The organism is Flavobacterium terrae (genome assembly GCF_900142035.1).
GTDB classification, from domain to species: domain Bacteria; phylum Bacteroidota; class Bacteroidia; order Flavobacteriales; family Flavobacteriaceae; genus Flavobacterium; species Flavobacterium terrae.
Window position 1 is genome coordinate 1 of the sequence record NZ_FQZI01000005.1, and the last position, 20,879, is coordinate 20,879.

Annotated in this window: 22 protein-coding genes; 16 read left to right on the forward strand and 6 right to left on the reverse strand. The window is 30.2% G+C overall.

Annotated elements, in window-relative coordinates; translation table 11 throughout:
• The first annotated feature begins 146 nt into the window (after positions 1 to 146).
• The 10 genes from BUC09_RS11865 to BUC09_RS11925 all read left to right on the forward strand — a co-directional run bounded on the left by BUC09_RS11865 (position 147) and on the right by BUC09_RS11925 (position 10,876).
• Positions 147 to 1,178, forward strand: a complete 1,032-nt coding sequence (locus BUC09_RS11865; RefSeq protein WP_073311825.1) for a DNA cytosine methyltransferase — start codon at positions 147 to 149, stop codon at positions 1,176 to 1,178.
• The gene (locus tag BUC09_RS11870; RefSeq protein ID WP_073311826.1) at positions 1,153 to 2,169 is read left to right on the forward strand and encodes a BsuBI/PstI family type II restriction endonuclease; all 1,017 of its coding nucleotides are present in this window, start codon (positions 1,153 to 1,155) and stop codon (positions 2,167 to 2,169) included. The genes BUC09_RS11865 and BUC09_RS11870 overlap by 26 nt, the downstream gene beginning before the upstream one ends.
• A gap of 185 nt (positions 2,170 to 2,354) precedes the next feature.
• On the forward strand, positions 2,355 to 2,813 hold the full coding sequence (locus tag BUC09_RS11875; protein WP_073311827.1) for a hypothetical protein: 459 nt from the start codon (positions 2,355 to 2,357) through the stop codon (positions 2,811 to 2,813).
• A 174-nt stretch (positions 2,814 to 2,987) separates the two neighbouring features.
• A complete protein-coding gene (locus BUC09_RS11880; RefSeq protein ID WP_073311828.1) occupies positions 2,988 to 3,515 on the forward strand; it encodes a hypothetical protein in 528 nt (175 codons plus the stop codon).
• 180 nt (positions 3,516 to 3,695) lie between these two features.
• Entirely contained in the window at positions 3,696 to 4,772 is a 1,077-nt protein-coding gene (locus BUC09_RS11885) for a ligand-binding sensor domain-containing protein (protein ID WP_073312044.1), read from the forward strand.
• A gap of 1,103 nt (positions 4,773 to 5,875) precedes the next feature.
• A complete protein-coding gene (locus tag BUC09_RS11900) occupies positions 5,876 to 6,973 on the forward strand; it encodes a serine hydrolase domain-containing protein (RefSeq protein WP_084127235.1) in 1,098 nt (365 codons plus the stop codon).
• Between the two features lie 1,077 nt (positions 6,974 to 8,050).
• On the forward strand, positions 8,051 to 8,293 hold the full coding sequence (locus tag BUC09_RS14915) for an ATP-binding cassette domain-containing protein (RefSeq protein WP_234972625.1): 243 nt from the start codon (positions 8,051 to 8,053) through the stop codon (positions 8,291 to 8,293).
• A 252-nt stretch (positions 8,294 to 8,545) separates the two neighbouring features.
• Positions 8,546 to 8,731 carry a hypothetical protein gene (locus tag BUC09_RS14920; protein ID WP_234972627.1) on the forward strand — a complete coding sequence of 62 codons (186 nt, stop codon included), beginning with the start codon at positions 8,546 to 8,548 and terminating at the stop codon, positions 8,729 to 8,731.
• Between the two features lie 136 nt (positions 8,732 to 8,867).
• Complete coding sequence (locus tag BUC09_RS11915) at positions 8,868 to 9,500, forward strand: hypothetical protein (protein WP_143161925.1); 633 nt, start codon at positions 8,868 to 8,870, stop codon at positions 9,498 to 9,500.
• Between the two features lie 161 nt (positions 9,501 to 9,661).
• Positions 9,662 to 10,876, forward strand: a complete 1,215-nt coding sequence (locus BUC09_RS11925; RefSeq protein ID WP_084127237.1) for a rhodanese-like domain-containing protein — start codon at positions 9,662 to 9,664, stop codon at positions 10,874 to 10,876.
• A gap of 35 nt (positions 10,877 to 10,911) precedes the next feature.
• Here the strand turns inward: BUC09_RS11925 and BUC09_RS11930 are convergent, their stop codons facing one another.
• Both BUC09_RS11930 and BUC09_RS11935 read right to left on the reverse strand, forming a co-directional pair.
• Entirely contained in the window at positions 10,912 to 11,679 is a 768-nt protein-coding gene (locus BUC09_RS11930) for an SDR family NAD(P)-dependent oxidoreductase (RefSeq protein WP_073311832.1), read from the reverse strand.
• An 89-nt stretch (positions 11,680 to 11,768) separates the two neighbouring features.
• Positions 11,769 to 12,698 carry a helix-turn-helix domain-containing protein gene (locus BUC09_RS11935; protein ID WP_073311833.1) on the reverse strand — a complete coding sequence of 310 codons (930 nt, stop codon included), beginning with the start codon at positions 12,696 to 12,698 and terminating at the stop codon, positions 11,769 to 11,771.
• Between the two features lie 199 nt (positions 12,699 to 12,897).
• On the opposite strand from BUC09_RS11935, the gene BUC09_RS11940 reads away from it, so the two are divergent.
• The 4 genes from BUC09_RS11940 (at position 12,898) to BUC09_RS11955 (ending at position 15,466) form a co-directional block, all read left to right on the forward strand.
• Entirely contained in the window at positions 12,898 to 13,428 is a 531-nt protein-coding gene (locus BUC09_RS11940) for a carboxymuconolactone decarboxylase family protein (protein ID WP_073311834.1), read from the forward strand.
• Positions 13,429 to 13,494: 66 nt separating this feature from the next.
• Positions 13,495 to 13,908, forward strand: a complete 414-nt coding sequence (locus BUC09_RS11945; RefSeq protein WP_073312047.1) for a DUF1348 family protein — start codon at positions 13,495 to 13,497, stop codon at positions 13,906 to 13,908.
• A 9-nt stretch (positions 13,909 to 13,917) separates the two neighbouring features.
• Positions 13,918 to 14,799, forward strand: a complete 882-nt coding sequence (locus tag BUC09_RS11950; RefSeq protein ID WP_073311835.1) for an AraC family transcriptional regulator — start codon at positions 13,918 to 13,920, stop codon at positions 14,797 to 14,799.
• Positions 14,800 to 14,893: 94 nt separating this feature from the next.
• Positions 14,894 to 15,466 carry a YdeI/OmpD-associated family protein gene (locus BUC09_RS11955; protein ID WP_073311836.1) on the forward strand — a complete coding sequence of 191 codons (573 nt, stop codon included), beginning with the start codon at positions 14,894 to 14,896 and terminating at the stop codon, positions 15,464 to 15,466.
• A gap of 50 nt (positions 15,467 to 15,516) precedes the next feature.
• Here BUC09_RS11955 and yajC read toward each other — a convergent pair whose 3' ends face one another.
• The 4 genes from yajC to BUC09_RS11975 all read right to left on the reverse strand — a co-directional run bounded on the left by yajC (position 15,517) and on the right by BUC09_RS11975 (position 18,483).
• Positions 15,517 to 15,789, reverse strand: a complete 273-nt coding sequence (gene yajC, locus BUC09_RS11960; protein ID WP_073311837.1) for a preprotein translocase subunit YajC — start codon at positions 15,787 to 15,789, stop codon at positions 15,517 to 15,519.
• A 1-nt stretch (position 15,790) separates the two neighbouring features.
• The gene (locus tag BUC09_RS11965) at positions 15,791 to 16,294 is read right to left on the reverse strand and encodes a DUF1573 domain-containing protein (protein ID WP_073311838.1); all 504 of its coding nucleotides are present in this window, start codon (positions 16,292 to 16,294) and stop codon (positions 15,791 to 15,793) included.
• A 6-nt stretch (positions 16,295 to 16,300) separates the two neighbouring features.
• Positions 16,301 to 17,209, reverse strand: coding sequence for a transcription antitermination factor NusB (gene nusB / locus BUC09_RS11970; protein WP_073311839.1), 909 nt, complete (start codon positions 17,207 to 17,209; stop codon positions 16,301 to 16,303).
• A 170-nt stretch (positions 17,210 to 17,379) separates the two neighbouring features.
• Entirely contained in the window at positions 17,380 to 18,483 is a 1,104-nt protein-coding gene (locus BUC09_RS11975; protein WP_073311840.1) for a Glu/Leu/Phe/Val family dehydrogenase, read from the reverse strand.
• Between the two features lie 197 nt (positions 18,484 to 18,680).
• Between BUC09_RS11975 and BUC09_RS11980 the strand changes: the two genes are divergently transcribed.
• Together BUC09_RS11980 and BUC09_RS11985 are read left to right on the forward strand one after the other, a co-directional pair.
• Positions 18,681 to 20,441, forward strand: a complete 1,761-nt coding sequence (locus BUC09_RS11980) for an ABC transporter ATP-binding protein (RefSeq protein WP_073311841.1) — start codon at positions 18,681 to 18,683, stop codon at positions 20,439 to 20,441.
• 66 nt (positions 20,442 to 20,507) lie between these two features.
• Positions 20,508 to 20,879 (forward strand): PUR family DNA/RNA-binding protein, encoded by a 372-nt coding sequence (locus BUC09_RS11985; protein ID WP_073312048.1) that lies wholly within the window; start codon positions 20,508 to 20,510, stop codon positions 20,877 to 20,879.

A 20,879-nucleotide genomic window follows, 5' to 3' on the forward strand; every position in this document is an offset into this window, starting at 1 on the left:
CTACTCTATTTCAAGTTTTTTCTTTCAAACTTTTCGGTATATTTGTAAACATCAGTAACAAAAATCCCCGCCTTCACAAAGCCGGCGGGACGTTACCGCCAATGCTAGAAAACCGTAAACACAACAAAAATTCGTACCTTTGAAGAATGGAATATTGGGAAGAAATAAATAAAAAACTGAAACCTTGGATTGACACTGATTTGAATAAAACAGTGGTTGACCTTTTTGCGGGTTGCGGTGGACTTTCCCTTGGTTTTGAAGCTAATGGATTTAAAACTATTGGCTATGAAATGGACGAACAAGCAACCAATACATACAACAAAAACTTAATTGGAGAGTGCTTCAATGAAAAGTTGACAATTGAAACAATTTACCCGAAAGCTGACATTGTGATTGGCGGCCCACCTTGTCAACCATTTAGTGTAGGCGGAAAACAGCTTGGCTTAAAAGATTCAAGAGACGGATTTCCAATTTTTCTGTCAGCAATAAGACAGCTTGACCCAGAAGTGTTGCTTTTCGAAAATGTTCGTGGAATGCTTTACAAAAATAAGTGGTATTTAAAAGAAGTGATTGAAGAACTTGAAAGTTTAGGTTATTACATCAATTACGCCCTTTTAAATGCTGTAAACTATGAAGTTCCACAAAACAGAGAACGAGTAATTGTCATTGGCTCAAAACAAAAAATCAATCTTCCGAAAAAAGTAAATCGAAAAGTAACAGCAGGTCAAGCATTAGGAGAACTTGCCTTTCAATATGGTGAAGACTCTAAGTTTTTCACAGAATCTATGGACAGATACGTTGCGAATTATGAAAAAGCCTCAAAATGTATCAACCCAAGAGATTTATACTTAGACAGACCAGCAAGAACGTTGACTTGCAGAAATTTAGCAGGTGCAACGGGAGATATGCACCGAGTGAGATTAAAAGACGGTCGCAGACGTAGAATTACGGTTCGTGAAGCTGCAAGACTTCAAAGTTTTCCCGATTGGTTTGAGTTTTCAGGTACAGAAACTCATCAATACAATCAAATTGGCAACGCTGTTGCTCCAAATTTCGCATATCATTTGGCTTTAAATATCAAAAGATACTTGATGGACGAAGTAGAAAATCATTATACAATAACAGAAAACGAACAATTAAAATTATTTGAGAATGAAGCAGTATATCAGTCCCGATAATTCAAAAACATTTAGTGAAAAAGCACCACAGGTTCAGGAACTGATAAATACCACGCTTTACATCCTTGACACTTTTGGGATTCCTTTAGATGCCACGCCAAGAAGATTGGAAAGAATGGCAATTGCATTTTTAGCAAGTGGCGACATTAAAAAGATTGCAGACTTCAAAAAAGCAAAAGATTTGAATAGTGGTTACGCTCTCAAAACAAGAGACATTATCATTTATGTAAACAAGCATTTTGGAGAGAATATTAGTTCAGGTTCTTATGATGATATTCGGAGAAAAGACCTAAAACTACTAACAGTTGCAGAAGTTGTCTTGCAATCAAGCCCAAATTCAGCGACCAACGATTCAACACGTGGCTATTCAATCAATCCCACTTATGCTGAACTAATAAGAAATTTCGGCTCAAAAGATTGGAAGAAAATGGTGTCTGAAAAATTAAAGAATATTGAGCCGTTAAGCAAAAAACTGAAAAGGGAAAGAGAAATCGCAAAAGTTAATGTTACACTTCCATCAGGTGGCGAACTGACTTTTTCCGCAGGAGAACATAACGACTTACAAAAAGCAATTATAGAAGACTTTTTACCAAGATATGGACACGGTGCTGAAGTGCTTTATGTAGGAGACACCTCTGACAAATATCTTTATCTTGAAAAAGAGAAACTTGAAGAACTGAATTTCTTTGAAATTTCACACGAAGAATTGCCAGACGTAATTGCTTACTCAAAGAAAAAGAATTGGCTCTACTTGATTGAAGCGGTTCACTCTTCGGGACCGATAAGCGAGCTTAGGTTAATCCAACTTCAAAAACTTACTAAAGACTGCAAAGCTGACATTGTTTATGTAACGGCATTTTTGAACAGACCAAAATTTAGGCAATTTATGACAGATATTGCTTGGGAGACAGAAGTTTGGATTGCAGATAATCCAGACCATTTAGTGCATTTTAATGGAGACAAATTTCTCGGACCATATAAGCCTGAATAAAAAAGCACTAGGCGGTAACATCACCTATACGCAAGCAGGGGTTTCGTGCTTCGTAGGACAGGTAAATGCTAAATTTAAAGTTCAGTTCTTCGTAGGAAGTTCAGTGGTAAAAAGCCCTGCCTGCGTATAGCTGAGAACCGTTAGCAGAGATTTTAAAAAAACCGAACATAACAGAAAAAAACTAAATGGATATTAAGATTATATTGAAAATAATAATGATTATCACTATTGTTCTGGGTGCAATCAAAATCTTAATTGACAAAGCTAAAGACAGAAAAAAAGTTTCAGATAATCTTAATCAAAATATTGAACAAACTAATGAACTTAAAGTGCATTCATCAGTTTGTAGAAATTTTTTAGTTGATTTCGGAAGTGAATTCAGTTATTGCAAATTTTATTTTACCCAAAATGAAATTTATATGTTTAGTGGAAACTCATATCCTCTTAATCCTTACATTTTGAAATATCAAGAAGAGAGTAATTACTCTTATTTTAGTAAATTCAGAATAACTAAATTTATATTAAACAATCAAAATTTGAAAATTCAAATACAAAACAAATACTTTATTGGAACCAAATTAACTCTAAATATTGTGGACATTTCAGAAAAAGATAGAGAAATTTTAAATAAAAACCTCTGCTAACAGCGGTTTCACGCAATGGCGAGAATATTGGTAAATCCATATTTATATTTCGCTTTAAAATTTTATCTTAGTGGAAAATAAATCGTCCCGAAGTTCGCCACTTCGTGAAGCCGGCGGGACGTTAGCGGCAACTTTAGCAGACGACACAACAGACAATAAATCAACGAACAAACAATGAAGAGATTTCTATTTTATTTTGCAGTTACGGGTTGGACATTAGGACTAATTGTTCATTTACTTTCACTTGCCGACTTTGACATTACAGACAAAGTTCCATTTGTTTGGGTTTTACACATAGGTATTTTTGTTGTCTGGCTTCCGACAGTTCTTGACTTGAAAAAAAATGAAGAACTTAAAGCATACCAACAATCAGGAATGCTGAATAGAATGAACCCTTTTGCATTTTTTAAAATTATCTTCAGACAAACTCCAACTTGGCTGACAATAATTGCAATTGGAGGTTTCTTTTATGCCATAATAAATTTTATGTTGTTTATGACTTCCCAACTTGGTGTAACAGACATTAAGGACGGACAATATATTTTACATAATCACGGACAGCTAATCAAGACCTTGACTGAACAAGAATATCATCACTTTAAAGCAAATGAAGTGAGAGGGTTTTCAGGTCATTGGTTAGCGTTTTACGGAATTGCAGCAGCAGTTCTATTTCCATTCAACAGACAGGAAACAAATGAATAATATATTCGAAACTGAAAGAAAAGCAGCCGCTAACAGCACATTTGCAATAGTCGGGGTTTCGTGTTCCAAAGACAGTTTTGTGGTTAATCAAATCTTAGTTTTTCAAATCCTGTTTTGTGGTAAAAGTCCCGCCCTTCGGGTAGCTGCAAAACGTTGAGCGTCATATTAGGAAAACCCGAAATGAACAAAAAAATAGAATTGATTTACATCCTACTCATATTGATTCTAAACTTTTCTTGTGCTGAAAAGAAATCAACAGAAAAGGAGATAAACAATCCTACATTAGTTGCCATTTCAAATTTCAACACCTTAAAGTTTACTTCTGCAATACGTGCTATCTTTCAGGACAGTAAAGGCAATTATTGGTTTGGAAGTCATAATGAAGGTGTGACCTTTTATAATGGAAAATCATTTAAATACTTTACAACCAATGAAGGATTATCTGACAATCAAATTCGTTCAATTCAGGAAGACATGAACGGAACTATTTGGTTTGGAACGACAAATGGCGTGAGTAGTTATGATGGTAAAACTGTTCAGAAACACACTGTAATTCGAAATTCGGAAAGTGAATGGATGAAAACAGATGTTGACTTATGGTTTGATGCTGGAACAAGACAAGGTGTGTATAGATGTGATGGTCAAAAATTAAATTATTTACCCTTTCCTAATCCTAAAAATATAACTTCCGGAAGCACATATGCTGTAACCAGTATTTCAAAAAGAAAGAATGATATGATCTGGTTTGGCACTTATGCGGGTGTTTTTGGCTACAACGGCAGTGAGTTTACGATAATTAATGATGAAACACTTAGACTTACGGAAGATTCTGAAAAAATGCATGTAAGAAGTATTCTTGAAGATTCCCAAGGCAGACTTTGGATTGGAAATAATGGAATTGGCGTTATGCTTAAAAATGGAAACTCAATCATTAACTTCTCCAAAGAGGAAGGAAAATTAATCCCAATGAATGAGTTTGAAGCGAATTCCCTAAATAAACAGTTTACTAAAAACACAGGATTACAAGCCGTTTTTGCTATTACAGAAGATAGTCAAGGAAATATTTGGTTTGGAGATAGAGATTCAGGAGCTTGGAAATATGACGGTAAAACGTTGACAAACCATAAAATTGACACAAAATTGAAATCTCAAATGATATATAACATTTATGAAGACCAAAACAAAAACTTGCTTTTTGGAATGGCAGAAGGTGGTTTTTATAAATTCAACGGGAAAACATTTGAGAAACAATTTTAAAAAATACGAACGCACAACAGTACCTACCCAAAAGGTGGCCTTTCGTGTTCCAAAGAATGTTTTGTGGTTAATTCCGCCCTTCGTATTTGTGGTTTTAATCTCTCTTTTAAAAGAAACCTTTTTTTTCGACTTCTAAAAAGTTTTATTTTACCTTTATTGCGCTACATTGTATTATTTTGCAATCTTTTCTACAGATAGGTCATCAAAATAATATATTGTTAGTAAAATGCTTCTCCTAAGTAATGATTCTAAACAATCTTGAATTTTTTGAATTCTTTCTTTTTCATCAATATTTTCTAAAACAGTTTTAATTACTTTTACTTATTGCTAACTAAAATCTTAAATATAGAAAATACTATTTCCTTTTTTCTCTTTTTAAATAATCTAAACAAGTGTTATAAATGATATTGAAATTCAGATAGAAAATTTTGAGCATCCTTTAAATTTGTTTAATGACTTATTATTTTTTGAAACATCTCTAGGGGCTTCTTCTGCTTCCTCTAAGTTCATTACCCTTTTATAAGCCAAAGTAAACACTTAATCCTTATATCGATTTACTAATACAGTGATGCATTTGAGTTTCCCTCGATTATTTGGTTACTATAATGTTGATTGTTTATAATAGACATTTAATCATAAGACGAGATGCTCAATTAGGTTAAAAGTTTAAAATAAAGATATTTTAATAATTATGTAACCAAAATAAAACTTTTGTCGTCATAGTTTATGAACGCAATTATTACTAATCAATTTAAATCAAAAAATCATGTAAGAAGGTATTTAAATTCCACTAAGTTTATTTTCCTCAATTTTGGGCTTTATTTACCTTATTTATCAACAAGAAATAAAGAACGTCTAGTGCAAAGTACTGATGCAAGTATTTTTAATAGAAATAGTTATTCTTTTAAATCTTAGACTACTATTAATAGGAATTAGCATGGGTGTTTATATTGCTTTACAGTAGTGTCTTACACCACATTAAGGAAGGAGCTTTTACATGATAAGTATTTTTATTATGTCAGGAATAGCATTAGTTACAGATTTCAAGATAACATAAAAATTAACAACTAAATTTCGAATAAATCATCAATCAAAAAAATCAAATGAAAACAATTAAATTCAATTCAATCCATCTATTTGTAATCTTCTTTATCATTATTGGAAGTACTTTCAATACTGTTTATGCACAAAATCTAGAATCTAAAATTGATAGTTTACTTCTCAATGTCTTTAAAGATAAAAATGGACCAGGTGGTGAATTTTTGGTGTCAAAATCAGGAAAACCTATTTATCAAAAAGCATTTGGCAAAGCAAATATAGAATTAGATTTCAATCTAACTTCTGAAAATATATTTCAAATTGGTTCAATCACAAAGCAATTTACAGCAGTCTCTGTTTTAATATTGGAAGAAAAAGGAAAATTAAACGTGAATGACCCGATTTCTAAATACATTCCTGATTATCCAATGGGGGATAAAATCACCTTACATCATTTATTAACTCATACGTCTGGCCTTAAAGACTTTACAAAAATGAAATCACTACAAGAAATTTCACAAAAAGAAATGACCCCAAAAATGATAGTTGATTTCTTTAAAAATGAACCTGTTGATTTTGCTCCAGGAGAAAAATTTTACTATAGTAATTCAGGATATATAATTTTAGGATATATTATAGAATTAGTTTCGGGGGAAACTTACGAGGATTTTGTTCAAAAAAACATATTTGATAAAGCTGGAATGACCAAATCATTTTATGCAAGTGATAGAAAGATTATACCTAAAAGAGCTTACGGTTATCATAAAAAAGAAAATGGATATGTCAATAAAACACAAATTAGTTTGAGTATCCCATTTTCATCAGGTTCATTAATGTCAACTACAGTAGATATGTTGAAGTGGCAAAATGCTTTAAATCAGAATTTGCTGCTTAATCCAAAAACAATAAAAAAAGCATTCACAAAATACAAATTAAATGACGGACAAGAATTAAGTTATGGATATGGTTGGCATTTATCAGAAATAAACGGAGTACAATTAAGAAAACATGGTGGAAGTGTGTTTGGATTTAAATCAATGGGAGTTTATATTCCGAGCGAAGATATTTATGTTATTGGTTTAAGTAATTGCGACTGTAATTCACCAACAAAGGTTACTGAAGATATTGCTTTATTGACAATGAAAATATTAAAAAAGGCATAGAAACAAAATATGCCAGTTTACATCGGTTTACTGTCAGGAAAACTCGACGACTTATGGCCGTCGGGTTTTTTATGTAAGATAACTAGCTTATGTTTCATAGTGAACACAATATGTTTATCACACCTGTAAAAACAAGTTATCAGCCATTTTAGCGCATCTAACAATGAAAGAATATTTTACTTTACAATTAAAAATGCTAAATAGACAATTAACAGAATGGGGAATTGAACCTATAATTGGATATATAGTTGGTGTTTTCGCATTTATCGGATTTTCAACTAAATTATTCGAAGAAACTCAATATGGCGAATACATTTATATCGCACTGTCTTTGAGTTTGGTAATAAAAATGAATGAAATAAATAGAACCGAATTTTTGAAACTTTGTTATCCAAAAATTGAATTTATTAAATTAAAACTAATTGAGAACTTATTTTTTTCGATACCTTTTATTATCTTTTTGGTTTATAAAGAAAAATATTTGATTTCTATTTTACTTTTAATTTCGATTTGCCTTTTAACGTTCGTTGATTTAAAAAACAAAACAAACTTTACGTTACCAACTCCTTTTTATAAACATCCTTTTGAGTTTGTTGTTGGTTTTAGAACAAATTATTTACTCTATTTCTTTGCTTACTTTCTGACATTTATGTCAATAAGTGTCGGTAATTTCAATTTGGGACTTTTTTCGTTAATTCTGGTTTTGCTTTCTTGTCTTAATTATTATACAAATTCTGAAAACGAATTTTATGTTTGGATATTTTCATTGACTCCAAAAGAATTTATTATGTACAAATTTAAAAACATCATACTTTATTCAACAATTTTGAGTTTGCCCATATTAATAAGTTTATCTGTATTTTTTTTTACAAAAATTGATATAATATTGGGTTTTCAATGTTTAGGATATTTGTTTATTTTCACAACAATGTTAGCAAAATATTCAGTCTTTCCAGAAAAATTAAATATTAAATTTGGGATTGTCTTCGCATTAACATTGTGGTTTCCACCATTATTATTGCTAATTATCCCCTACTTGTACATTCAATCAACAAAAAAACTAAAAGAAATATTGCAATGATTACTATTGAAAACTTATCTAAATCGTATGGAACAAAAAAAGTATTAGATGGCATTAACTTAAACCTTGAAAAAGGAAAAGTTTATGGAATTGTTGGTGAAAATGGTGCAGGAAAAACCACATTGTTCAAATGTATTGCTGGATTAGAAAACATAATGGAACAATCAATTGTGAATATGGAAAACTTAAAGATTTTCTTGGCTATTTACAAACTGAACCTTACTTTTTTTCAAAAATAACAGGTAAAGAGTATATTCAATTATTATGCAATGCTAGAAATGTAACCAACACCGATCTAAAAGAAAAAAATATATTCGATTTACCATTAAATGAATATGCAGTAAAATATTCAACTGGCATGAAAAAAAAAACTCGCATTAACAGCAATATTATTACAAGAAAATAAATTATTCATTTTAGACGAGCCATTTAATGGTGTTGATATTCATAGTAATATAATAATTACTGAAATAATTCAAAAATTGAAAGAAATGGGAAAATCAATTATAATTTCTTCTCACATTTTTTCGACACTAAACGACACTTGCGATGAAATATTTTTATTAAAAAATGGACAAATTATTAAGAGAGTTGTGAAAGAAGAATTTAGCAATTTAGAAAGTGAAATGAAAGAGTTTACAATCGGAAATAAAATTGAAAAATTGAACCTAAAATAAAAAAAGGCTTATAACAGTTGTTTAGTACAATAACTACTTTTACCTTAACAACAAAGTTCGATTTTCAGCTGGAAAATCATATCTTAACAAAAAATAATCGTTCCACGCAGCCGATACAGCGCCAAGCCACTGAACGTTGGCAGCAATAATACAAAACAGAATGGTAAAAGGGATTAACTTAGTAGAAAAAATCATAGAATTTGTAGAATTAACTCCAGAAAACCTTGAGTGGAATTTCGAATCATTAAAGGATTTCCCAACTATTCTGTTAAGACTTAAACAAATTGAATCACTTTTAATTGCATTTAAATTACGAGATATTAAAAAGTTTTCTATTGAAGAAGACATAAAGAATATTTTAAATGGACAATTTTATCATAATACAGAACTAAATGAAAAAACAATTTCATTTATCCATAATTTCTTAAAAAAGAAAAATGTTGATGAAGAATATTTAACATTTATAAGTAATAATCAAATTAACTTTATTTTTCCCAAAATATTAAATTATAAAATTTTAAGTTATAAAATCTTAAACTTTAATTCAGGTTGGTTGGAATGCAATCCGAGATTCAATTTAGCTTATTTTCATGTTTTGATGGTAGATGAAATAAATGAAAATATTAAAGATAAATTTCAATTATTAGATGAAATTATAGAACTAATTATCAATCCTAATAATATAGAATTAACAGAAGTATTTCTAGTCGAAAATTTCAATTATATTTCCGAAGCAGAATTACATAAAATTGATTTGGATCATATTTGAAAATATAATTAGTGCTGCTACCAAGCGTTTAACAAGATTGCAAATTTTGTAGTAAATTCACATTATTATTAGTAGTAAGATGTTTTAATTTATTAGAAAATAAATTCTTTTAAGGCAAGATTTATTAGCCAAGTAAATAATAACAAACTAAACTTCAACTCATGGCTTTCAACGAAAACACAGTACAAAGAATTAGAACGTTTTTCCAAAATAAGAACGCTGATTTCTATGAAAAGAAAATGTTTAGTGGAGTTTGTTTTATGGTCGACGATAAAATGTGTTGCGGATCACATATTGACAAAGAAAGTGGAGAAGACTTTTTACTTTGTAGAATTGGTGAAGAAGTCTATGAAAAAGCATTAGAAATGCCTAATGTAATTCCTATGGAATTTACAGGAAAAGCTATGAAAGGATACATTTTCGTAACTGAAAACGGACATAAAAGCTCAAAAGATTTACAGTATTGGTTAGAGTTATGTTTAGAATTTAATCCTAGAGCAAAAGCAAGCAAAAAAAATAACATAATGAAAATATCTCCAGTAATTGAAATTGAAGAGTTAGTAAACATTAAAGGGGATTCTAATGTGAAAATTTTTGATGTAAGTAATGGAAAAAACAGCAAAGATAATTTTGAATTAGAACATTTAGAGGGGGCTTCTTTTGTAGATCTTAACACTCTACTAGCAGATATCAAAAGTGATGTTGCAAATGGTGGTCGACATCCTTTACCTGATATAAAAACATTCAAAAATACATTAACCTCATTAGGAATTTCTAAAAACACACATGTAATCATTTATGATAACAAAAAAGGATCTAATGCTGCAGCGAGATTTTGGTGGATGTTAAAATCTGTTGGACATCAAAAGGTTCAAGTTTTAAATGGTGGTTTTGACTACGCTAAAAAAAACAATTTCCCTTTAGAATCTGGTCACGGATCTCCAGCAAAAATAGATGAAAGCTATGCAATTGAAAATTGGCAATTACCAACTGTTACTATTCAAGAAGTTGAAAATGCAACATATAATAAAAATTATTTAATCGTTGATGTTAGAGACAAAGATAGATATGATGGTATAAGTGAACCTATTGATCTAATTGCTGGGCACATCCCTGGAGCAATAAACATTCCTTTCACAGAGAATTTAGACGAAAATGGTTTATTTCTAAATCCTAATGAATTAAAGAGGAAATATGAATCAATATTTCAAGAAATCAATCCAAAAAACATCATTATCCTTTGTGGTTCTGGAGTTACTGCTTGCCATACTTTATTAGCATTAGATTATGCTGGAATTGAAATCCCAAATCTTTATGTAGGTTCGTGGAGTGAATGGAGCAGAAACAATAAAGAGATTATAAAAAAGAGCAATTAAATATTGCTCTTTTTTATGATAAGAATTCTAAAAAATTAAATATGAACCCCTCCTGCTACTTCTATTCGCTGTGCATTTACCCATTTAGCATCATCACTACATAAAAATGCAACCACACTTCCTATATCGTCTGGTAAACCTACTCGACCTAATGCAGTTGTATTTGCTATCATTGCATTTAATTCAGCATTATCACGCACTGCTCCTCCTCCAAAATCTGTAGCAATCGCACCAGGAGCAATAGTATTCACTCTTATTTTTCTAGCACCAAATTCTTGAGCTTGATATCTAGATAAACTCTCAATAGCCGCTTTCATAATCGCATATGGAGCATAATTAGGATAACTAAATCTTGCTAAACCAGATGAAATATTAACTATAGCACCTCCATCAGTAATGATTGGCAAAAGTTTTTGGGTAATAAAGTAAGGGGCTTTTAAATGAATGCTAACCATGCTATCAAAAATTTCTTCTGAAGTATCGGCAATACTTGCATATGTTCCAACCCCTGCATTATTTACTAGAGCAAATAACTTATCTGTTCCAAAACCTTCCTTAAGTGTTGCTTTTACTTGATTAACAAAAGAATCAAAACTTTTTGAATCGGCAACATCTAATTGAAGCGCTTCAGCTTTTTTTCCTATAGCTACTATTTCTGTAACCACTTTTTTTGCTTCTTCAGCGTTAGTATTAAACGTAAAAATTATGTCAAAACCTCTCTTTGCTAATTGAAGAACCATATCTCTTCCTAATCCTCGACTTCCACCGGTAACCAAGGCAACTTTACTTAAATCTTTAGTCATTTTGTTTACTTTAAAATTAAAGTACAAATATCATGACTTTAACAAATAAGCTTATTACAATTAGCAATCTTTAATTTGTAAAATTCAAATCATCCTCTAAACTTCAAAGGAGATAAAGCAGTGTGCTTTTTAAAAAAGTTAGAAAAGTGTGCTACTTCTTCAAAACCTAATGCAAAAGCAATTTCCGAAACATTCCAATGTGTTTGTTTTAGCAGAATCTTTGCTTCTTCTGCAATTCTACCATTAATAATTTCTGTAGTACTTCTTCCTGTAGTTTCTTTTAAAACTTTATTCAAATGATTTGTATGAATACTTAAAGCATTAGCAAAATCAACTGGAGTTTTATGCTGAATAACTTGAGCATTATTTTCTATTGGAAACTGCCTTTCTAATAACTCAATAAATAAAGACGAAATTCTACCAGCCGCATTAGTATTACTCACAATACTCTCAATTGGTTTTAGTTTTTGACCTGAATGAATTAGTTCCAAAACATAATTTCGTAGCAAATCATATTTAAATGTATAATCCGAAGATAATTCAGTGTCCATTTTTTTGAATATGGCTTCAATTTCAAGATATTGCTCATCACTTAATTGATAAATAAAATCACTACTTGGAAGAAAAATAGGCAATTCATCAATTAACAATCCTGTCTTAGATTTAGACATAAATTCTTTTGTAAAAACACAAAAAAAACCAGATTGATTATTGTCTTGTGGAATATATCTGTATGGAATTTTTGGTGTAGCAAACAATATACCTTGCTTTTCAATAAGTACTTGCTTACCTGCGTACTCAACGAGGTTTTTACCTTTGATTAAACTTATCTTGTAATACAACCTGCGATTGTATGTCATTTCTGATTTTTTTCTATCACAATAATAGAATTTAACAATGTCAAAAACATTGAAATGACCTAAATCCATTGTGCTTTTACTATCTAAAAAGCTGTCTAGTTGACAACTGCTGTCTCCACAAATTTCTTTGTAAAAATCTCTAATGCTTACATTTTCCATATTTGCAAAATTCAAATCACTACAAAGATATTATTTTAAAAATTATTTACTCCAAAATAAGTACAATACTATTAGGAAATAAAATAATGCTCGATGGAAAATTGTCCATCAATAAGCGTTAAATATCCATTTAAAGAAGCAGTAATAAGCCACAACTTTGCAATGTCAATAATGACAAAGAATTTAAAAATCATAAAAAATGACAACATTTAAAGTTCCTACAAGAGAAGAAGTAGCACCAGCTAATCAAGCAATTTTTGATAATTTAAATAAAGCATTAGGATTTGTACCTAACTTATACGCAACCATTGCTTATTCAAAAAATGGTTTAGAAAGATTTTTAGCTTATCAAAATGCTAAAACATCATTAACAAACAAAGAAAAAGAAGCCGTAAACCTAATCGTAAGTCAAGTAAACGAATGTATTTACTGTCAAAGCGCTCATCTTGTCTTAGGCAAAATGAATGGTTTTAGCGATGAACAATTAAATGAAATTAGACACGGTAAATCGTCAGATAGTAAACTAAATGCATTAATCGTTCTTGCAGCAGATATCACAAAAAACAGAGGCTATGCAAATGACTCAAACATTAAAGCTTTTTTTGATGCAAATTATACCGAAGAAAATTTAGTCGATTTAATCCTTCTTGTAAGTGATAAAACTGCCATGAATTACTTGCATAATTTAACAAAAGTTCCCGTTGACTTTCCCATAGCTCAAGCAATTTAATTAATACTTTTGCGAACCATACTTGGATATGGTTCGCATATTTTCAAACAAATAAATATGGAAAATATAGAACAAAGGCTACCTTTACCTCCTTTCACATTGGAAACAGCTTTACAAAAAGTAAAACTTGCTGAAGATGCATGGAACAGTAAAAATCCAGACGAAATAGCTAAAGCTTACACCATAGATACACAATGGCGAAATAGAACTGAATTTATAAATGGTAGAGATGAAGTTGAAGCTTTTTTAAAACGAAAATGGCAAAAAGAAATCAATTATAAGTTAAAAAAGGAATTGTGGGGTTTTCGTGAAAACAGAATGGCAGTTCTTTTTGAATATGAATACCAAGATATTGATGGCCAATGGTGGAGAGCTTACGGAAATGAAAATTGGGAGTTTGACGAAAATGGATTGATGCAAAAAAGATTTGCAAGCATTAATGACTTACCTATTAACGAAAAAGACAGGAAAATTATATAAATAAAATTGATGATGAACGAAGATAATCTGACTTTGATTAACCCTCAAACTGGAAATTTAGCTTTTAAAATTTCTTCATTTATTGATAGTAATCCATTTGAAGAGCTACAAAGACTTAATCATTTTTCACTTATATGGATTAAAAAAGGAAAAGGGACAGTGAAAGCAGACTTTTCTGAATACAACTTTAATTCTAATACTTTATTTGCATTTTCTCCATATCAGCCATTCCTATTTCAAAACAATGAAAAAATAGAAGGTGTAGTTTTAAATTTCCACCCAGATTTCTTCTGTATACACAAACACCAACAAGAAGTAGCCTGTAATGGAATTTTATTCAACAACATATACAGTCCGCCGTTCGTTAAAATTGACGATACTGCTTCAAGCACTTTTGATATGCTTTTGACACAAATAAAAGCCGAAATGAATAATAAGGCTTTAGCTCAGTACGAATTACTAGTTTCTTATCTAAAAATATACTTAATCACGGCTTCACGTTTAAAATCAGAACAACAATCCGAATCAGAAATCATTGTCTCAGAAAACAAAGAACCTTTTATATTGCAGAATTTAAAAAATTACATTGAAATTCATTATAAAACCAAAAGATCTGCAAGTGATTATGCCAACCTGTTAAACATTACTCCAAAAGCCTTGGCAAGAATTACTAAAAACCATTTTAACAGAACACTTACTGATTTAATCTCAGAAAGAATAATTATTGAAGCAAAAAGAGAATTGTATTTGACTAATAAAGCAATAAAAGAAATTGCGCACAATTTAGGCTATGATGACGAATATTATTTTAGTCGTTTTTTTAAAAACAACACTGCAATTTCTCCACAATTATATCGAGATACAGTTGGTTTTGGCAAATCTATGAGTTGATCGACTGTAAACTTGCTTATTTTTAATAATAGTTGATAGATTAAAGTATATTTAATACTTTAGTTTTAATCATTTGATAAAGTAACAGCAAAAAATGGACAAATCAACTAAGACTTGGCAACAAAACGAGTTGTGGGAAAAAGAAATTGATCTATTAAAAGCAATAATTAATAAAACTCCTTTAGTCGAAACAGTGAAATGGGGAGGGATTGTATATACTTATAATAATAAAAACGTATTAGGAATAGGCGGCTTCAAATCCTATTTTGGTCTTTGGTTTTTCAATGGCGTTTTTTTAAAAGACAGTTTAAATATTTTAGTTAGTGGAAATGAAACTACTAAAGCCCTTCGACAATGGAGATTTAACTCATCAGAGGAACTTGATGAAAAAAAAATATTAGAGTATATAAGCGAAGCTATAGAGCTTGAAAAAGAAGGCAGAGTTCATAAAGCAGAAAAATCTCCTTTAGTTATGTCTGTTTTTTTTGAAGATTTTTTAAACCAAGAAAATTTAAATTCTGACTTCGAAAAGTTTACACTAACAAAGAAAAAAGAGTTTGTGGAGTATATTGATACTGCAAAACAGGAAAAGACTAAGCTAGCAAGGCTCGAAAAAATAAAACCAATGATTATCGAAGGCATTGGTTTAAATGATAAGTACAGATAAATAAAAAAGTCCCGAAATCGGGACTTTTTTATTTATAAGATGAAATGCTATTATTTCTTATTAGCTGCTGCACTTAATTCGTTAGATACTGAAGATCTTTCAATTTTTAATTTACCAGACATAGTTTCGATAACAATAGTAGTTTCTGCCATTTCAGAAACTTTACCGTGTAAACCACTTTTAGTAACGATTTTATCTCCAACTTTCAAAGATGCTTCAAATTCTTTTTCTTTTTTAATTCGCTTTTGTTGTGGCATTATCATAAAAAAATAGATAACGACAAACATTAATATATAAGGTAAAAATTGTGTTAGTTGCGCCATTTTATTTTGCTTTTGGTATTACATTTGCTTTAAATTTAATTAATTCGTGACCTGACTCTGTATTAGTAGTCAAAGTCACAGTTTTACTTTGTTGACCAGGTTTACCCGCAGAATTAAAAACAATTTTTATTTCTCCAGACTCGCCAACCTTTAATGGTTCTTTTGTCCATTCTGGAACTGTACATCCGCAACTTGCACGTGCATCTACCACAACTAAATCACCTTTCTTTCCAACATTTTTGAACTTAAAAACATGTTCAACTTTGTCACCTTCGTTAATATTTCCAAAATCAAACTCACCCTTGTTCTCAATCTCTATCTGAGGATAATCCTCTGGCTTCATTGTAGTTTTAATTTTTGTCACTTCGCCAGTAACAACATCGTTTGCAATAACCATATTGTTTTTTTCATCAATTTTTATCTCAGAAAACTGGTCTTTTTCTTTACAGGATACAGCCATTAAAACAAAAACTAAAGCTGCAAAACCTATCACCTTGTTATTCATAGTTTTTTACATTAATCCGCGACCTACTTTTTTAAGCTTATCAGCAGCGGTAAATTCTTTAATTAAATTATCTAAAATTCCGTTGATAAATATAGAACTTTTTGGAGTAGAATACTCTTTTGCTAATTCTAAATATTCGTTAATTGTTACCTTAACTGGAATAGAAGGAAACTTCAAAAACTCACAAATTGCCATCTTCAATATTATAGAATCAATTTCTGCAATACGCTCTGACTCCCAGTTTGGAGTTTTGTCTGCAAATTCTTTTGCAAGTGTATCATTATTCAAAATTGTTTTTCTAAATAACTGACTAACAAAATCTTTATCATCTACATCATTGTACAATTTTGGCACAACAAAAATATGTTCTTCGTCTTTTATAGACTTCAATTGCTTTAAAATCAAAGTGTTTACTAAAGGAATATCATCAATCCAAGTTAGTTTTTGATCTTCAAGATATTCATATAGTTTGATATTAGGAGCAATAATATCAGCATATACAGCAACAATAAAACTCAAATCATCTGCAAATGAGTTTTCATTTTTGTTCATATAGCTTTTATACAATTCACTCTCTTTAACTTCATCTAAAAGAATTTGAATGTATTCGTCATTTACTTTCCAGTTATTGATCTTACGATTTTCAACTGCAATAGAAAGTGAATTACTTTCAGACAAAACATTTAATACTTTGTTATTAACAAATCTTAAATTTGGATTTTTTTCTTCTTTAGTTGCTAAATGCTTGTTACGAGAAATTTCGATAAAAGCTTCTTCTTTATTTTTCATTTCTACAAGTGTAGAAACTAAAATAAGGTACAAATCCTGTACATTTTCAATACTTTGAAATAAGAATCTTTCTTCTTTTTCAAGATTATCAGAATGATTTTGATGCATAGAATAAAGAGTTTGCATCACTTTTACTCGAATATGTCTTCTGTTTAGCACTTATAAGAACTTTTAAAAATTAAGGAAGCGAAAGAAATTCTTTCGCTTCACAAAAGTACAATTTTATTTAAATTTTACTAGACTTATCTAAAATTTGACTCTTAAAATATTAAGACTCTAATTTTTTGTTTCTAGTTTTATTTTGCCAATTCTTTCTTTCTCAAATCAATTCTGTTTTGAGCGATTTTGAAAGCAGCTTCATGAGTAGTAATATTATTTGCTTCAGCAAAATCAAAAATCTCTAAAGTAGTATTATAGATATTTTCTGTTTTACGCATTGCTTCAGCTTTGTCATACTTAACAATTTCGGCGTAAACATTGATAATTCCACCAGCATTAATCAAGAAGTCAGGAGCATATAAAATTCCTTTATCCTTTAACATTTGACCGTGTTTAATTTCATTAGCCAACTGATTATTAGCTGCTCCAGCAATAACTTGGGCTTTTAATCGACTAATTGTATCGTCATTAATTGTTGCTCCTAAAGCACATGGCGCATAGATATCAACATCTGCACTATACAAATCATCACCAGTGAAGATTTTTGCACCATATTTATTACCAATTTCTTTTAAACGATCTTCGTTGATATCCGAAATTACAACTTTAGCTCCTTCAGCAGTTAAATAGTCAACTAGAGTTTCTCCTACGTGACCAATACCTTGAACTAAAACTTTTTTACCATCTAAATTATCTGAACCAAATTTATATTTAGCTGCAGCTTTCATTCCCATATAAACACCGTAAGCAGTTACTGGTGAAGGATTTCCAGAACCTCCAATAGATTCAGATATACCTGTTACATGCTCAGTATATTTACGGATTAAGTCCATATCAGCAGTAGTCGTACCAACATCTTCTGCAGTGATATATCTTCCGCTTAAAGAATTAACATATTGACCAAATTTAGCAATCATCTCGGGTGTTTTATCCACCTTAGAATCTCCAATGATTACCGCTTTACCTCCACCTAAATTCAATCCTGAAATGGCAGATTTATAAGTCATACCTCTTGACAAACGTAAAACATCGTTTAACGCTTCCCATTCGTTAGTATATTTCCACATTCTTGTACCTCCTAAAGCCGGTCCTAAAACTGTGTTATGAATTCCAATTATTGCTTTTAATCCTGTATCTTTGTCATTACAAAAAACAATTTGTTCGTGATTATCAAATGATATTTGTCCAAATACTGGGTCAATTTTGTGAAGCTCACTAGCTTTTAAAGATTCAGTAATCATAATTTATAGTGTGTTTTTTATTTTATACTTTTTAAAAAGTCGGTGCAAAATTACGCTTTTAATTTAAAAGTTTGCAATAATAACACAAAATATTAATATAATTTTAGTAAATCAATAATTACACATTTGTTATTAAATTTAATATTTTAGTTAATTTTAAACAACAAATACTTAATTTAAGTGTTTTTTTTATCGCAATGAAAGAGTTAAGCTATATAAATCATTATTTTGTTAAATACAAAACCCATTTTATTGGAGGAATCATAATAACAATAATTGCACAAATTTTCTCACTTTACACACCAGAGTTAATTGGTGATTCTATAGCAACAATTGAATCACATTTAAAAACTGAAGGTTCAAATATTGAATCTGTAAAAAAAATACTACTCAACAATATTATTTGGATAATCGCAACAACCTTAATTGCAGGAATCTTAACGTTCTTAATGCGTCAAACACTAATAGTAATGTCAAGACATGTTGAGTTTGATTTAAAAAATGAAGTTTTCAAACAATACGAAAGACTAAGTCAGAATTTCTATAAAAAAAATAGAACTGGTGATTTAATGAATAGAATTAGTGAAGACGTTGGAAGAGTAAGAATGTATGTTGGTCCAGCAGTAATGTACACCATAAATACATTTATAAGATTTTCTGTTGTAATATTCTATATGTATAGAGTTTCTCCAAAACTTACTTTCATCACATTACTCCCCTTACCTATTCTGTCCTATTTTATTTTCAAACTCAGCTCTGAGATTAATAAAAAAAGTACTGAATTTCAAAAGAACTTATCTGTACTTTCAAGTTTTACTCAAGAATTCTTCTCTGGTGTAAGGGTGATAAAATCTTACAGTATAGAAAATTACAAACAAAATGATTTTTCAAATCTTGCCCAAGAAAGTAATGAAAAGAGTTTAACACTAGCAAAAACTCAAGCCTATTTTGGTCCTTTGATGTTATTATTAATTGGAATAAGCAATTTATTAATCATATCAATTGGAGGTTTTATGTACATAAATGGCTCAATAAATAACATAGGAGTTATTGCAAAATTTATTCTATACATCAACATGCTAGTTTGGCCCGTTGCTTCATTAGGATGGGTATCTTCCCTTGTACAAGAAGCAGAAGCATCACAAAAAAGAATTAATGAATTTCTAAAAATTGAACCAGACATTAAAAACGAAATCTCTGAAAAGATGACATTTGAAGGTAATATTGCTTTTGAAAATGTAACTTTACTTTATGAAGATACCAACATAAAAGCCCTGGACAACATTTCCTTTGAAGTAAAAAAAGGAGAAACTCTAGCTATAATAGGTAGAACTGGTTCAGGAAAATCAACAATACTTTCATTAATAAGCAGATTAATCGATCCGTCTTCAGGAAACATAACTATAGATAATATAAATCTTAAAAAAGTAAACTTAGATAATTTACGAAGCTCCATTGGAGTTGTACCACAAGATGCTTTTTTATTTTCTGACACCATAAAGAACAACATTAAATTTGGTAATGAAAACGCAACTGATGAAGATGTTATACAAGCTGCTAAATATGCCGATGTTCATGACAATATAATTAACTTTAAGGATCAATATGATACCATTTTAGGAGAAAGAGGTATAACTCTATCGGGTGGACAAAAGCAAAGAGTCTCTATTGCCAGAGCATTAATCAAAAATCCTGAAATTTTATTATTAGATGATTGCCTATCTGCGGTAGACACAGAAACTGAAGAAACTATCCTGAACAATTTAGACATAGTTTGCAAAAACAAAACAACTATAATAGTTAGCCACAGAGTGTCGTCTGCAAAAAATGCAGATAAAATTATAGTCTTAGACAATGGCAAAATAACACAACAAGGCACTCATTATCAACTAGTAAACAAAGAAGGATACTATAAAGAATTGTTTTTAAAACAAATTGCTGAAAAAGAATTACAGTAATTTTTTGTTTAGTTGTGTTTTTTTTTTCAAATTTGGGAAACAATAAACCTATCTGATAGAATGAATATGAACGAACACGACATGTTAGAAAAAGAAGAAATCTTTTCTAAAGTTTTGCGTGCTGGAAGAAGAACCTACTTTTTTGATGTGCGCTCTACAAAAGCTGATGATTATTATGTAACTATTACTGAAAGTAAAAAATTTACTGAAGAAGATGGTTCATTTCACTTCAAAAAGCATAAAATTTACTTGTATAAAGAAGATTTTGCTGCTTTTACTGATATCCTAGGAGAAATGACTGATTTTGTTCTTAAACAAAAAGGAGAAGAAGTAATTTCTGAAAGACACCAAAAAGATTTCAAAAAGGAATATTATTCTGAAAGATCAGAAGAAGAACCTAGAAACAATTTTACAGATATCGATTTTGATGATATTTAA